This is a genomic window from Candidatus Arthromitus sp. SFB-turkey (assembly GCF_001655775.1).
Classification (GTDB): Bacteria; Bacillota; Clostridia; order Clostridiales; family Clostridiaceae; genus Dwaynesavagella; species Dwaynesavagella gallinarum.
Genome location: NZ_LXFF01000019.1, coordinates 1 through 14,187, shown reverse-complemented (window position 1 = coordinate 14,187; position 14,187 = coordinate 1). Strand labels below are relative to the sequence as shown.

General features: G+C 31.7%; 12 protein-coding genes. All 12 read left to right on the top strand.

Annotated elements, in window-relative coordinates:
* The first annotated feature begins 160 nt into the window (after positions 1–160).
* A complete protein-coding gene (gene rpmG, locus A6P36_RS03885) occupies positions 161–310 on the top strand; it encodes a 50S ribosomal protein L33 (RefSeq protein ID WP_066761198.1) in 150 nt (49 codons plus the stop codon).
* 26 nt (positions 311–336) lie between these two features.
* The gene (gene secE, locus A6P36_RS03880; RefSeq protein WP_242861648.1) at positions 337–546 is read left to right on the top strand and encodes a preprotein translocase subunit SecE; all 210 of its coding nucleotides are present in this window, start codon (positions 337–339) and stop codon (positions 544–546) included.
* A gap of 24 nt (positions 547–570) precedes the next feature.
* The gene (nusG, locus tag A6P36_RS03875; protein ID WP_066761196.1) at positions 571–1,095 is read left to right on the top strand and encodes a transcription termination/antitermination protein NusG; all 525 of its coding nucleotides are present in this window, start codon (positions 571–573) and stop codon (positions 1,093–1,095) included.
* A gap of 46 nt (positions 1,096–1,141) precedes the next feature.
* A complete protein-coding gene (gene rplK, locus A6P36_RS03870) occupies positions 1,142–1,567 on the top strand; it encodes a 50S ribosomal protein L11 (protein WP_066761194.1) in 426 nt (141 codons plus the stop codon).
* A 24-nt stretch (positions 1,568–1,591) separates the two neighbouring features.
* Positions 1,592–2,278 carry a 50S ribosomal protein L1 gene (gene rplA, locus A6P36_RS03865; RefSeq protein ID WP_066761192.1) on the top strand — a complete coding sequence of 229 codons (687 nt, stop codon included), beginning with the start codon at positions 1,592–1,594 and terminating at the stop codon, positions 2,276–2,278.
* A 149-nt stretch (positions 2,279–2,427) separates the two neighbouring features.
* The gene (gene rplJ, locus A6P36_RS03860; protein WP_066761190.1) at positions 2,428–2,919 is read left to right on the top strand and encodes a 50S ribosomal protein L10; all 492 of its coding nucleotides are present in this window, start codon (positions 2,428–2,430) and stop codon (positions 2,917–2,919) included.
* 41 nt (positions 2,920–2,960) lie between these two features.
* A complete protein-coding gene (rplL, locus tag A6P36_RS03855) occupies positions 2,961–3,326 on the top strand; it encodes a 50S ribosomal protein L7/L12 (RefSeq protein WP_066761188.1) in 366 nt (121 codons plus the stop codon).
* A 302-nt stretch (positions 3,327–3,628) separates the two neighbouring features.
* Complete coding sequence (gene rpoB / locus A6P36_RS03850) at positions 3,629–7,339, top strand: DNA-directed RNA polymerase subunit beta (protein WP_066761186.1); 3,711 nt, start codon at positions 3,629–3,631, stop codon at positions 7,337–7,339.
* 23 nt (positions 7,340–7,362) lie between these two features.
* On the top strand, positions 7,363–10,926 hold the full coding sequence (rpoC, locus tag A6P36_RS03845; RefSeq protein ID WP_066761182.1) for a DNA-directed RNA polymerase subunit beta': 3,564 nt from the start codon (positions 7,363–7,365) through the stop codon (positions 10,924–10,926).
* A 132-nt stretch (positions 10,927–11,058) separates the two neighbouring features.
* The gene (gene rpsL, locus A6P36_RS03840) at positions 11,059–11,442 is read left to right on the top strand and encodes a 30S ribosomal protein S12 (RefSeq protein WP_066761180.1); all 384 of its coding nucleotides are present in this window, start codon (positions 11,059–11,061) and stop codon (positions 11,440–11,442) included.
* Positions 11,443–11,530: 88 nt separating this feature from the next.
* Entirely contained in the window at positions 11,531–12,001 is a 471-nt protein-coding gene (gene rpsG / locus A6P36_RS03835; protein WP_066761176.1) for a 30S ribosomal protein S7, read from the top strand.
* 112 nt (positions 12,002–12,113) lie between these two features.
* Complete coding sequence (gene fusA, locus A6P36_RS03830; RefSeq protein ID WP_066761175.1) at positions 12,114–14,174, top strand: elongation factor G; 2,061 nt, start codon at positions 12,114–12,116, stop codon at positions 14,172–14,174.
* The last annotated feature ends 13 nt before the right edge of the window (positions 14,175–14,187 follow it).

Sequence of the window (14,187 nt, the reverse complement as noted above, 5' to 3'; positions counted from 1 at the left end):
TGGAAGAACTGTAGGTTCTGGAGTTGTTTCTAAAATAAATAAATAATGGGTTTGAATGGTGGATGGTCTTTATACCATCCATGTTTATTTTGCGAATTTGACAAATTAATAAATGTATGCTATTCTAACAAAAGGTATAGTTTTGGAGGTGTATATAGTAGTGAGAATTAATATAACTTTAGCTTGTGTTGATTGCAAACAGCGTAATTATAATACAGTTAAAAATAAAAAAAATGACCCTGAGAGATTAGAATTTAAGAAATATTGTAAATTTTGCAAGGTACATACATCTCATAAAGAAACAAAATAAAATAATCAATTAATAGGGGTGTTTTTTTGGCTAGTAAACATAAAAAACGTGAGATGAGCAAGAAAAGTAATTTGATTTTAGAAACAATACAAGAGTTTTCAAAGATTACATGGCCAAAGGGCAAGGAATTTAAAAATACAAGCTTTATTGTCTTGGTTTTTGTTAGTATGTATATAGTTTATATAGGTTTTTTTGATTTTATATTAAAGAAATGTTTCGATCTATTGTTTAAATAGAGTTTGTTTTGAGAGGATTCATAAATGGGGTCTATGTTGTCAAATTGGTATGTTCTTCATACATATTCTGGTTACGAAAATAAGGTAAAAAATAGTTTGGAGAAATTGGTTGAGAGTAATGGATTACAAGAAAGTATACTTCAGATTGTTATTCCTACGGTAGAGTACATTGATAAAAATGGTGAAAAATTAAAAAAGGTTACTAAGAAAGTATATCCCGGTTACGTTTTTGTGAAAATGGTGATGAGTGATGAGATGTGGTACAGAGTTAGGAATATAAGAGGTGTTACAGGATTTGTTGGTCCAACTGGTAAAGAAGCTGTTCCTCTTAGTGAAGATGAAATAAATTTTATGGGTATAAAAGAAATTTCTAAAGAAACAACTTATAGTGTTGGGGACGTGGTTGAGATAGAAGTTGGGGTTTTAAAAGGGCATTATGCAACAGTTAAAGAAGTTGATTTTTCGAAAAAGAGGATTAAGGCTGTGGTTAATGTTATGGGAGAAAATATAGTTGATATTGAATTTTCGCAGGTTTCACCTGTGAAATAGAGTTGTTAAATGAATAAAAAAATATAAAAGTGGAAGGGAAAAAGTTATGGCTAAGAAGATAGTAGGTATAATAAAGTTGCAGTTACCTGCTGGAAAAGCTACTCCAGCGCCGCCGGTAGGACCAGCTTTAGGTCAACATGGTGTTAATATTATGGGGTTTTGTAAAGAGTTTAACGCTAAGACTTCTGATAAAGCGGGGTTAATAATACCTGTTGTTATTTCCGTTTATCAGGATAAGTCTTTTAGTTTTATTATGAAGACTCCGCCTGCTGCAGTTTTATTGATGAAAGCTTTAGGTATAGAGAAAGGTTCTTCGGAACCTAATAAAGTTAAAGTTGGTAAAATTAAAATGGATAAGGTAAAAGAAATTGCTCAACTTAAATTAGAAGATCTTAATTCAGCTAGTGTAGATAGTGCTGTTAGTATGATATTAGGTACGGCTAGGAGCATGGGGATAGAAGTTGAAAATTAATAAATGTTAGAGGAGGTGTAAACGATGGGAAAGAAGTATCTAGAAAGTATAAAATTAGTTAATAAAGATGTTTTTTATGATCCGGTTGAAGCATTTGATCTTGTTTTAAAAACATCTAAAGCAAATTTTGACGAAACTGTTGAGTTACATGTTAGATTAGGTGTTGACCCTAGACATGCAGATCAGCAGATAAGAGGGACTGTTTTATTACCAAATGGTACAGGTAAAAAAGTTAAAATATTGGTTTTTGCTAAAGGAGATAAAGCAAAAGAAGCTATAGATGCTGGTGCTGATTATGTTGGTGATGAAGAATTATTAGCTAAAATACAAAATCAAAACTGGTTTGATTTTGACATAGTAGTCGCTACCCCTGATATGATGGGTATGGTAGGTAAAATAGGTAAAATATTGGGACCTAAAGGTTTGATGCCTAATCCAAAGTCAGGTACTGTTACTATGGATGTGGCTAAAGCGGTTTCAGAAATAAAATTAGGTAAGGTTGAGTATAGGATAGATAAAACTGCTATAGTGCATGTTGCTATAGGCAAGAGGTCTTTTGGAGTTGATTTGTTAGTGGAAAATTTTAATGCTATTATGAATGCTATAATTAAATCTAAGCCTGTATCAGCCAAAGGACAGTATTTAAAGAGCATATCTGTTTGTAGTACTATGGGACCTGGAATAAAAATTAATATTTCTAAATTGAGTTAATCCTGAGACAATAGGTCTAAAAATTTAGATAAGTATGAATTGTTTATACGCCTATTTAGGAGAAATTGTCAATTGATTAGTATTGTATTGAAGTTTCTCTATTGTAATTTTATTTAGAGGACTTTATTTTTTGTAAGGAGGTGTTTATGATGACTAAAAATATGCTACTTAAAGTTGAAAAAGTAAAGGAAATAAAAGATAAATTTGAAAGGGCTAATTGTATAGTACTTGCAAATTATCAAGGGATAGATGTTGAACAAGATACTCAATTAAGAAAAAAGATGCGTGAAATGGGTGTTGAGTATAAAGTTTATAAGAATAGATTAGTTAAGATTGTAGCGGAAGAGTTAGGATATGATTTTTTAATAGAGCATTTAGAAGGAGCTACTTCTATAGCTTTTGGGTATGATGATATAATTTCTCCAGCTAAAATCTTAAATGATTTTTCAGAAAAATCAGGAAAACTTTCATTGAAAGTTGGAGTTGTTGAAAAAGAATTTTATGATAATGATAAGATTAAGAGATTAGCTAAAATACCATCTAAAGAAGTTCTTGTTTCAAAATTACTTGGAAGTATTAAGGCGCCACTTTCAAATCTTGTGTATGTTCTTAATGCTGTTAAAGAATCAAAAGAATCATAAAAACTTAGTATATAAAATTTTGTTAAGGAGGATTTATACATATGAATAAAGAGCAAATACTTGAAGCTATAAAAAATATGAGCGTATTGGATTTAAATGATTTAGTTAAAATGTGTGAAGAGGAGTTTGGTGTTAGTGCTGCTGCACCAGTCGCAGTTGCTGGAGCAGCTGGAGTAGTTGCTGGCGGTGATGAAAAGACAGAGTTTGATGTAATTCTTGCTAATGCGGGATCTGAAAAACTTAAGGTTGTTAAAGTTGTTAAAGAAGTTTGTGGATTAGGTCTTAAAGAAGCAAAAGAAATAGTTGATGGAGCACCTAAAACTTTAAAAGAAGGTGTTTCAAAAGATGAAGCAGAAAAGATCAAAGCGCAACTTTCAGAAGTTGGAGCTACTGTTGAGTTAAAGTAGTAATTTATAAATTTTATTTAAGGTGTTGTTTTATAACACCTTTTTTATTTTTAAAGAAATTTTAGGTTGGATTTGTTTTATTGACTAACTTTTCTATATATGATAATATTTTAAAATGTATATAAGTGTGTAATTTTATATGTTATTTATTGTTTTATTGTAAATTTATCTTAAAATTAATTATATGTTGGGAATATGCGTTTTTAAAATTTAATTAGTTTTAGTTTTATATAAATTTATTGTTTTTGTAAAAATTTAAAATAAATTTACATGAGTTTACTTAAAAATAAGGAGTGGAATTCATGATATATCCTATTAAATCAGGACAGAGGACTAGGATGAGTTTTGGTAAAATCAAGGATGTTATTGATATGCCAAATTTCATAGAGGTTCAGTTAAATTCTTATGATTGGTTTTTAAAAGAAGGGTTATTAGAAGTTTTTAGTGATGTTAATCCTATAAAAAGTTTTAATGGGAAACATGTACTTGAGTTTGTTGATTTTAAATTAGATATTGCATCTACAAAATATGATATGGAAGAGTGTAAAGAAAGAGATGCAACTTACGCAGCTCCTCTTAAAGTTAAAGTTAGACTTCAAAACTTAGATACGGGAGAGTTAAAAGAACAAGAGGTTTTTATGGGGGATCTTCCAAGAATGACTCCTCAAGGAACTTTTATTATAAATGGAGCTGAACGTGTAATAGTTAGCCAATTAGTTAGATCTCCTGGTGTATATTATGATTATGAAGTTGATAAAAACGGTAGAAAATTATTTTCTTCAAGTATTATACCAAATAGAGGTGCTTGGCTTGAATATGAGACTGATTCTAATGAAGTTTTGTATGTTAGGATTGATAAACAAAAGAAATTATACATAACGTGGCTTATTAAAGCTTTAGGTATTTCTACAGCTGAAGAAATTTTGAAATATTTTGGAGATGATGAAAGGCTTCAAAATACTTTAAATAAAGATGATTCTGAGGATCAAGAGCAGGCACTTATAAAGATTTATGATAAATTAAAGCCGTCAGAACCTGCTACTGCTGAAAGTGCGAAAAATCTTATTGATCAGTATTTTTTTGATCCTAAAAAATATGATTTGTCAAAAGTTGGAAGATATAAATTTAATAAAAAGCTTTCTATTGCTGGAAGAATTGTAAATAATATTTCTGCTAGTGATATTTTAGACCCTAATACTGGGGAAATTTTAGTTGAAAAAGGAAATTATATTACAAGAGAATTGGCTGAAAAAATACAGAATTGTGGTGTTAATTCAGTTGATTTGTTAATAGATGATAGATGTGTTCGGGTTATTGGAAATAATTGGGTTCATATTAAAGAGTTTTTAGAATTTGATGTATCGGATTTAGGTATTTTTGATTTTGTTTATTATCCAGTTTTAAGATCTATATTAGATAATTGTTCTTCAGAAGAGGAAATAAAATCAGAATTAAAAAAGAATATTTTTGATTTAATGCCTAAGTATATAACTATAGATGATATATTTTCAACAATAAGTTATATTTTAGGGCTTAATAGTGGTATTGGTTATGAAGATGATATTGATCATTTAGGAAATAGGAGACTTCGATCTGTAGGTGAACTTCTTCAAAATCAATTTAGAGTTGGTTTAACTAGAATGGAGAGAAACATAAAAGAGAGAATGATGTCTATAGAGCCTGAGATGATTACTCCTCAAAACCTTATAAATATTAGGCCGGTTGCTGCTGCTGTGAAAGAGTTTTTTGGAAGTTCTCAATTATCTCAGTTTATGGATCAAACTAATCCTTTGTCAGAACTTACAAATAAAAGGAGATTATCAGCTTTAGGTCCTGGAGGATTATCAAGAGATAGAGCTGGTTTTGAGGTGCGTGACGTTCATAATTCTCATTATGGAAGAATGTGCCCTATAGAAACTCCAGAAGGTCCTAATATTGGACTTATAAATTCTTTGGCTACTTATGCTAAAGTTAATAGTTATGGTTTTATAGAGACTCCTTATAGAAAAGTTGATAAGTCAACGGGAAAAGTTACTGATGAAATAGTTTATATGACTGCAGATGAAGAAGATCAGTATTTAATAGCTCAATCTAATGAGCTTATTAATGAAAATAAGGAATTTGTAAATTCAAGAATAGTTGTTAGAAGTAAGGAAGGAATGCTTCTTGTTTCTTCTGATAAGGTTGATTATTTAGATATCTCTCCAAGGCAAATAGTTTCAGTTGCGACTTCTATGATTCCATTTCTTGAAAATGATGATGCTACAAGAGCTCTTATGGGATCAAATATGCAGCGTCAAGCAGTTCCTCTTCTTAAAGCTAGTGCGCCTATAGTTGGAACTGGTATTGAGTATAAAGCAGCTATTGACTCAGGGGTGTTAATTAAGGCGAAAGAAAGTGGAGAAGTTTGTTATGTTAGTTCTCAAGAAATAAGAATTAAAAGAACTGTAGATAATCAAATAGATACATATAAGCTTCTTAAATTTAAAAGATCCAACCAAGGTACTTGTATAAATCAAAGACCTATTGTAAACAAAGGGGATTTTGTTGAAAAAGGAACAGTTTTAGCAGATGGACCATCGACAGATTTAGGAGAAATAGCACTTGGTAAAAATATTAAAATTGGGTTTATAACTTGGGAAGGTTATAATTATGAAGATGCTATGCTTATTTCTGAACAGCTTGTTAGAGATGATGTATTTACATCTATTCATATAGAAGAATATGAGTGTGATTCTAGAGATACAAAGCTTGGTCCTGAGGAAATTACAAGAGATATACCTAATGTTGGGGAAGATGCAGTAAGAGATTTAGATGCTAATGGTATTATAAAAATTGGAGCTGAAGTAAGAACAGGGGATATTTTAGTAGGTAAAGTTACACCAAAGGGAGAAACTGAACTTACTGCAGAAGAAAGGCTTTTAAGAGCGATTTTTGGAGAAAAAGCTCGTGAAGTTAGGGATACTTCTTTAAAAGTTCCACATGGAGAGCAAGGAATAATAGTAGATGTTAAAATATTTACGAGAGAAAATGGAGATGAACTTCCACCTGGAGTTAATCAGCTTGTAAGGTGTTATATTGCTCAAAAGAGAAAAATTTCAGTTGGAGATAAAATGGCGGGACGTCATGGTAATAAAGGGGTCATATCTAGGGTTTTACCTGAAGAAGATATGCCGTTTTTACCAGATGGAACACCTCTTCAAATATGTTTAAACCCATTAGGGGTTCCAAGTCGTATGAACATTGGGCAGGTTTTAGAAGTTCACTTAGGTCTTGCAGCTAGTGCTAGAGGATGGCATGTAGCAACACCTGTTTTTGATGGAGCGACTAAGGAAGAAATTGAGAAGTGTTTAGAAGAAGTTGGATTTAGTAGTAGTGGTAAATTAACACTTTATGATGGAAGAACTGGAGAGCCTTTTGATAATCCTGTAACAGTTGGATATATGTATATTTTAAAGTTAGCTCACTTAGTTGATGATAAGATTCATGCAAGATCTACTGGACCGTATTCACTTGTAACTCAGCAACCTCTTGGAGGAAAAGCACAGTTTGGTGGACAGAGATTTGGTGAAATGGAAGTTTGGGCACTGGAAGCTTATGGTGCTGCTCATATGCTTCAAGAGATATTAACTGTAAAGTCTGATGATATTGTAGGTAGAGTTAAGACTTACGAGGCTATAGTAAAAGGAGAAAATATACCAGAACCAGGTGTACCAGAATCATTTAAGGTTCTTATAAAAGAACTTCAAGCCCTTTGTTTAAATGTTAAAGTTTTAAATGATGATTATGAAGAAATTGAAATAAAAGAAACTTTAGAGGATGATATTGGAGATATTGATGTTTCCTTTGAAGAGTCAATTAAGTATGAAGAAAATGTTAAGGATATGCCTGAAACTGAAGAAAATGAATATCAAGAAGAATATGAAGAAGAAGATGATGATTTGATGGTAGATTCGTTACTTTCAGAGGATATTATGGTTGAAGAAGATTTTATTTCTGATGATGACTATTAAAAATTAAGGGAGGGAATTTACTGTTGGTTGAATTAAACAATTTTGATGCCATAAGAATCGGTTTAGCATCTCCTGAGCAAATTAGAGAATGGTCTAGAGGGGAAGTTAAGAAACCTGAAACTATAAATTATAGAACTTTAAAACCTGAACGTGATGGACTTTTTTGTGAAAGAATATTTGGTCCAACTAAAGATTGGGAATGTCATTGTGGGAAATATAAAAGAGTTAGATATAAAGGTATTGTGTGTGATAGGTGCGGTGTTGAGGTTACAAAATCTAAAGTTCGTAGAGAGAGAATGGGTCATATAGAACTTGCAGCTTCTGTTTCTCATATTTGGTATTTTAAAGGTACTCCTTCTAAAATGGCTCTTCTTTTAGAAATGCAAACTAGAGTACTTGAGAAGATTTTATATTTTGCTTCTTATGTTGTTTTAGATCCTAAAGATATTAAAATACTTCAAAAAGGACAAATATTGTCTGAGAAGGATTATAGAGAATATAGTGAAAAGTTTGGAGAAGGATCTTTTGAGGTTGGAATGGGAGCTGAAGCTATAAAAAAGCTTCTTTTAGATTTGGATTTAGATGATTTATCTGTTAAGCTTAAAGAAGAACTTAAAACTAGTACGGGACAGAAAAAAGCTAGAGTTATTAGAAGACTTGAAGTTGTTGAATCATTTAGAAAATCTAATAATAAACCTGAATGGATGATAATAGATGTAATACCTGTTATACCTCCTGAACTTAGACCTATGGTAATGCTTGATGGTGGAAGGTTTGCAACATCTGACTTAAATGATTTATATAGAAGAGTTATAAATAGAAATAACAGGCTTAAAAAGCTTTTAGATTTAAAAGCCCCTGATATAATTGTTAGAAATGAAAAAAGAATGCTTCAAGAGTCAGTGGACGCTCTTATTGATAACGGAAGACGTGGAAGACCTGTAACAGGACCTGGAAATAGACCGTTAAAATCTTTGTCTGATATGCTAAAAGGAAAGCAAGGAAGATTTAGACAAAATCTTTTAGGAAAGCGTGTTGACTATTCTGGAAGATCAGTTATTGTTGTTGGACCTGAACTTAAACTTCATCAATGTGGACTTCCTAAAGAAATGGCACTTGAGCTTTTTAAACCGTTTGTTATGAAAAAACTTGTAGATTCTGGAATAGCCCATAATATAAAAGCTGCTAAACGTATGGTTGAAAAAAATATGAATCAGGTTTGGGATATTTTAGAGGAAGTTATTACGGATCATCCTGTTTTGTTAAACAGAGCACCTACTTTACATAGACTTGGAATTCAAGCATTTCAACCAGTTTTAGTAGAAGGTAGAGCAATAAAGCTTCATCCACTTGTTTGTACTGCATATAATGCTGATTTTGATGGAGATCAGATGGCAGTTCACGTTCCATTATCAATGGAAGCACAAGCAGAGGCGAGATTTTTAATGCTTGCTGCTGTAAATATTTTAAAACCATCAGATGGTAAACCAGTGTGTGTACCTTCTCAGGATATGATACTTGGATCTTATTATTTGACTATGGAAAATGCAGCGTTAGATAGTGAAAATATGAAAAGTTATTCTAATAGTGAAGAAGCTATAATGGCTTTTGAACTTGGATATTTAAATATACATGAAAAAATAAAACTTAAAGTTACTAAAGAAATAAATGGTGGGAGAAAGACGAAGTTAATAGAAACCACTGTTGGAAAGGTTATATTTAATGAGTCTATTCCTCAAGATTTAGGATTTGTTGATAGAAGTAAGGAAGAAAACTTATTTAAATTTGAAATAGATTTTCTGGTTAATAAAGGTAAATTAACTGAAATTGTTGATAGATGTTATTTAAAATATGGACCTTCTGAAACTGCTTTAATGCTTGATCAAATAAAAACTAAAGGTTATCATTATTCAACAATTGGAGCTATAACAGTTGCAGCTTCAGATATGATAGTTCCTAAAGAAAAAGAAAGTATTATAAAAGAATCAGAGGAAAAGGTTGAACTTATTAGTAAAAAATTTAGACGTGGACTTATGACAGAAGATGAAAGATATAATTCTGTTATAGAAATTTGGAACAAAACCACGGATAAAATAGCTGATGTGCTTATGAATAGCATGGATAAGTTTAATCCTATATCTATGATGGCAGATTCTGGAGCGAGAGGTTCTAAGAGTCAGATAAAGCAGCTTGCTGGAATGAGGGGGCTTATGAGTAACCCATCAGGAAAAATTATAGAGCTTCCAATTAAAGCTTCTTTTAGAGAAGGGCTTGATGTTTTAGAATATTTTACTTCAACACATGGAGCGAGAAAAGGTAACGCAGATACTGCTCTTAAAACGGCAGACTCTGGATATTTAACAAGAAGGCTTGTTGATGTTAGTCAGGATGTAATTGTTAGAAGTGAAGATTGTGGAACAGAGGAAGGAATTTATGTATCTGAAATTAAAGATGATAATTCTATAGTTGAAAGTTTAACTGAAAGACTTATTGGAAGATATGCAGCTGAAGATGTTATTGACCCTGTTACTAAAGAGGTAATAATAAACAAGGGTGATTACATTACTAATGATATTGCAAAATATGTTGGAAATATAAATGAAGATGAAGAAAGAACAAATAATCAAAAAATATTAAAAGTTAAAATTAGAAGTGTATTTACTTGTGATTCAAGAATTGGAGTTTGTTCTAAATGTTATGGAATGAATATGGCGACAGCTAGAGAGATTAATATTGGAGAGTCTGTTGGAATTATTGCAGCTCAATCTATTGGAGAGCCAGGAACTCAGCTTACAATGAGAACATTCCATACAGGAGGAGTTGCAGGTGCTGATATAACACAAGGTCTTCCGAGGGTTGAAGAACTTTTTGAAGCAAGAAAACCTAAAGGGCTTGCTATAGTTTCTGAAATAAGTGGTATTGTTGAATTTGAAAATAGTAAGAAAAAGAGACTTGTTAGAGTTATTTCAGATGATGGTGAGGTTAAAGAGTATGATATTCCATTTGGATCTAGAGTTAAGGTTGAAAATGGAATGTATATAGAAGCGGGATCTATAATTACTGAAGGTTCTATAAATCCTCAAGATATTTTGAGAATAAAAGGAATTGATGCTGTAAGGGAGTATCTTCTTGCAGAAGTTCAGAAAGTTTATAGACTTCAAGGTGTTGATATTAATGATAAACATTTAGAGGTTATAATAAAGCAGATGACAAGAAAAGTTAGGATTTTAGAAGCTGGAGATACAGAAATTTTACCAAATTCTATAGTGGATATTTCTTATTTTAATGATGAAAATAAAAAAGTTAGAGAAATGGGTGGAAAAGAAGCAGAATGTGAAAGAGTTTTACTAGGTATAACTAAGGCTTCTTTAGCTACAGAATCGTTTTTATCTGCAGCATCCTTCCAAGAAACAACAAAAGTTTTAACTGATGCTGCTATAAAGGGTAAAATTGATCCGTTAGTTGGACTTAAAGAAAATGTTATAATTGGTAAGTTAATTCCAGCTGGAACAGGGATGGTTAAGTATAGATCAATGAAAATTATGTATGGTGAAGATGATAACAATCTAGAATATGTAACTACTTAATGTCAATATATGTTGACATTAAGTTATTTTAAATGTTAAAATATTTGGGTTAAATATTTTTTTAATTCATTTGGTAAGGTTTTATTAGTTAGCTTTTTTGTTTTTAAATATTTAAAAAAAGGGGTGATTATAGTGCCAACTATTAATCAGTTGATTAGAAAAGGAAGAAAGAAAGTTGTTTATAAATCTAATGCACCAGCTATGAAGTCTTGTCCACAAGTTAGAGGTGTATGTACTTTAGTTAAAACAATGACTCCTAAAAAACCTAATTCAGCTTTAAGAAAAGTAGCGAGAGTTAGATTAAGTAATGGTTATGAAGTAACTGCATACATACCTGGGGAAGGACATAACTTACAAGAACACAGTGTTGTTTTAATAAGAGGTGGAAGAGTTAAAGATTTACCAGGGGTTAGATATCATATAATAAGAGGAGCTCTTGATTCTGCAGGAGTTCAAAACAAAATGCAAGCAAGATCAAAATATGGAACTAAGAAAGCAAAAAAAGCAGCTAAGTAATTAAATAAATTTAAGTATTTTAATTTGGCTTACGGCGTATGTCGAGTACCGATGAATTAAACTTATGATTTTTAAGGAGGGAAGTAAATTGCCAAGAAAAGGACATATATCTAGAAGAGAAATTTTACCTGATCCTGTGTATAATAATTTAGTTGTTACAAAACTTATAAATAACATAATGAAGGATGGTAAAAAAGGTGTAGCTCAGAAAATATGTTATGGAGCCTTTAAGATAGTTGAGGAAAAAACTTCTAAAGATGCTTTAGAGGTTTTTGAAAATGCTATGAATAACATAATGCCAATTTTAGAAATTAAATCTCGTAGAATTGGAGGAGCTACATATCAGGTTCCTGTAGAAGTTAGAGCGGATAGAAAACAAACTTTAGGTATAAGGTGGCTTTTGATAGCTGCAAGAAAAAGAAGTGAAAAGTATATGAGAGAGAGATTAGCAAATGAGCTTATAGATGCTTCTAACAATATTGGAGCAGCTGTTAAGAAGAGAGAAGATACTCATAAGATGGCTGAAGCTAATAAGGCATTTGCGCATTATAGATATTAGTAAGTTGTTGGAATCACTGTTTTGATTGTAATAATCGAAACAGTTTTTGTTAATATTTGTATAAATTATTGATTTTCAATTAAAATAGATGAAATTTGATTGGAGGCGAATTATGGCTAGAGAGTTTCCTTTAGAAAAATTTAGGAATATAGGGATAATGGCGCATATAGATGCTGGAAAAACTACAACGACTGAAAGAATTTTATTTTATACAGGAAAGACACATAAAATAGGTGAAGTACATGAAGGTCAAGCAACGATGGACTGGATGGTTCAGGAGCAGGAAAGAGGTATAACTATAACTTCTGCTGCTACTACTTGTCAGTGGAAGGGGTATGTTATAAATATTATAGATACACCTGGACACGTGGATTTTACTGTTGAAGTTGAAAGATCTTTAAGAGTTTTAGATGGAGCAGTTACTGTTTTAGATGCTAAAAGTGGTGTTGAACCTCAAACTGAAACTGTTTGGAGGCAAGCAGATAAATATAAAGTTCCTAGAATAGTTTATGTAAATAAGATGGATGCAGTAGGAGCTAATTTTTATAATTGTGTTGATTCAATAAAAGATAGACTTAGAGCAAATGCTATTCCTGTACAAATACCTATAGGAAGTGAATCAGAATTTACAGGAATGATAGATTTAATTGAAAATGTAGCTATTATATATAAAAATGATTTAGGTACAGAAGTTTCTAAGGAAGATATTCCAGAAGAATATAAAGAACAGGCTAGTAAATATAGAGAGTTAATGATTGAGGCTATAGCAGAAACTGATGAAGAACTTATGATGAAGTTTTTAGAAGGAGAAGAATTAACTCAAGAGGAACTAAAAAAAGCTCTTAGAAATGCTGTTATAAATATTCAGATTATACCTGTTATATGTGGTTCTTCTTATAAAAATAAAGGTGTTCAAGAGATGATAGATGCAGCTGTTGAATATTTACCATCTCCAATTGATATAGAAGCTGTAAAAGGTGTTGATTTAGAAGGGAATGAAGATTCAAGAGAAGCTTCAGACGATGCTCCTATGTCAGCTTTGGCATTTAAAATACAAGCAGACCCTTTTATTGGAAGATTAGCTTATACTAGGGTGTATTCAGGAGTTTTAAAAAGCGGTTCTTATGTATTTAATTCTACAAAAGGTAAGAAAGAGAGAATAGGAAGACTTCTTAAAATGCATGCTAATCATAGGCAAGAGGTTGATGAGTTAAGAGCAGGTGATTTAGGGGCTATTGTTGGTCTTAAGGATACAACAACAGGGGATACTTTATGTGATGATTCAAACAAAATAATACTTGAAAGTATGGAATTTCCTGAGCCTGTTATATCAGTTGCTATTGAACCTAAGACCAAAGCAAGTCAAGAAAAAATGGGATTATCTTTAGCGAAACTTGCAGAAGAAGATCCAACTTTTAAAACATATACGGATCAAGAAACTAATCAAACTATTATAGCTGGAATGGGAGAGCTTCACTTAGAAATAATTGTTGATAGATTACAAAGAGAATTTAAAGTTGAGTGTAACGTTGGAAAACCTCAAGTTGCTTATAAGGAAACAATTAGAAAACAAGTTACATGTGAAGGAAAATATATTAGACAGTCTGGTGGTAGAGGTCAATATGGTCATTGTGTAATAGATCTTATACCATGTGATGGTGAATATGAATTTGAAAATGCTATAGTTGGAGGAGTTATACCAAAAGAGTATATACCAGCTGTTGATAATGGTATTAGAAATGCTGCTTTAAATGGGGTAATTGGAGGATATCCAACTATAAACTTTAAGGTAAGACTTCATGATGGATCTTATCATGATGTTGACTCATCAGAAATGGCTTTTGAATTTGCCGGATCCATGGCATTCAAAAATGGTATGGCAAAAGCAGATCCTGTATTATTAGAACCAATTGTTAAAGTTGAAGTTACTGTTCCTGAGGAGTATATGGGAGATGTAATGGGTGACTTGAATGCTCGTAGAGGAAGAATTGAGGGGATGGAAGCTAGAGCTGGAGCTCAAATAATAAGAGCACAAGTTCCTATGTCAGAAATGTTTGGATATGCAACTGTGTTAAGGTCAAGAACGCAAGGTAGAGGAACTTATAGTATGGAATTTGATCATTATGATGAAGTTCCTAAAAATATTCAAGAACAAATAGTTGGGAAAAAATAGGAGGTAAAGAGTA

Coding starts and splice junctions, on each gene's coding strand:
- rplK (WP_066761194.1), top strand. CDS start 1,142: ATGGCTAAGAAGATAGTAGGTATAATAAAGTTGCAGTTACCTGCTGGA.
- rplL (WP_066761188.1), top strand. CDS start 2,961: ATGAATAAAGAGCAAATACTTGAAGCTATAAAAAATATGAGCGTATTG.
- rplJ (WP_066761190.1), top strand. CDS start 2,428: ATGACTAAAAATATGCTACTTAAAGTTGAAAAAGTAAAGGAAATAAAA.
- fusA (WP_066761175.1), top strand. CDS start 12,114: ATGGCTAGAGAGTTTCCTTTAGAAAAATTTAGGAATATAGGGATAATG.
- rpoB (WP_066761186.1), top strand. CDS start 3,629: ATGATATATCCTATTAAATCAGGACAGAGGACTAGGATGAGTTTTGGT.
- nusG (WP_066761196.1), top strand. CDS start 571: ATGGGGTCTATGTTGTCAAATTGGTATGTTCTTCATACATATTCTGGT.
- rplA (WP_066761192.1), top strand. CDS start 1,592: ATGGGAAAGAAGTATCTAGAAAGTATAAAATTAGTTAATAAAGATGTT.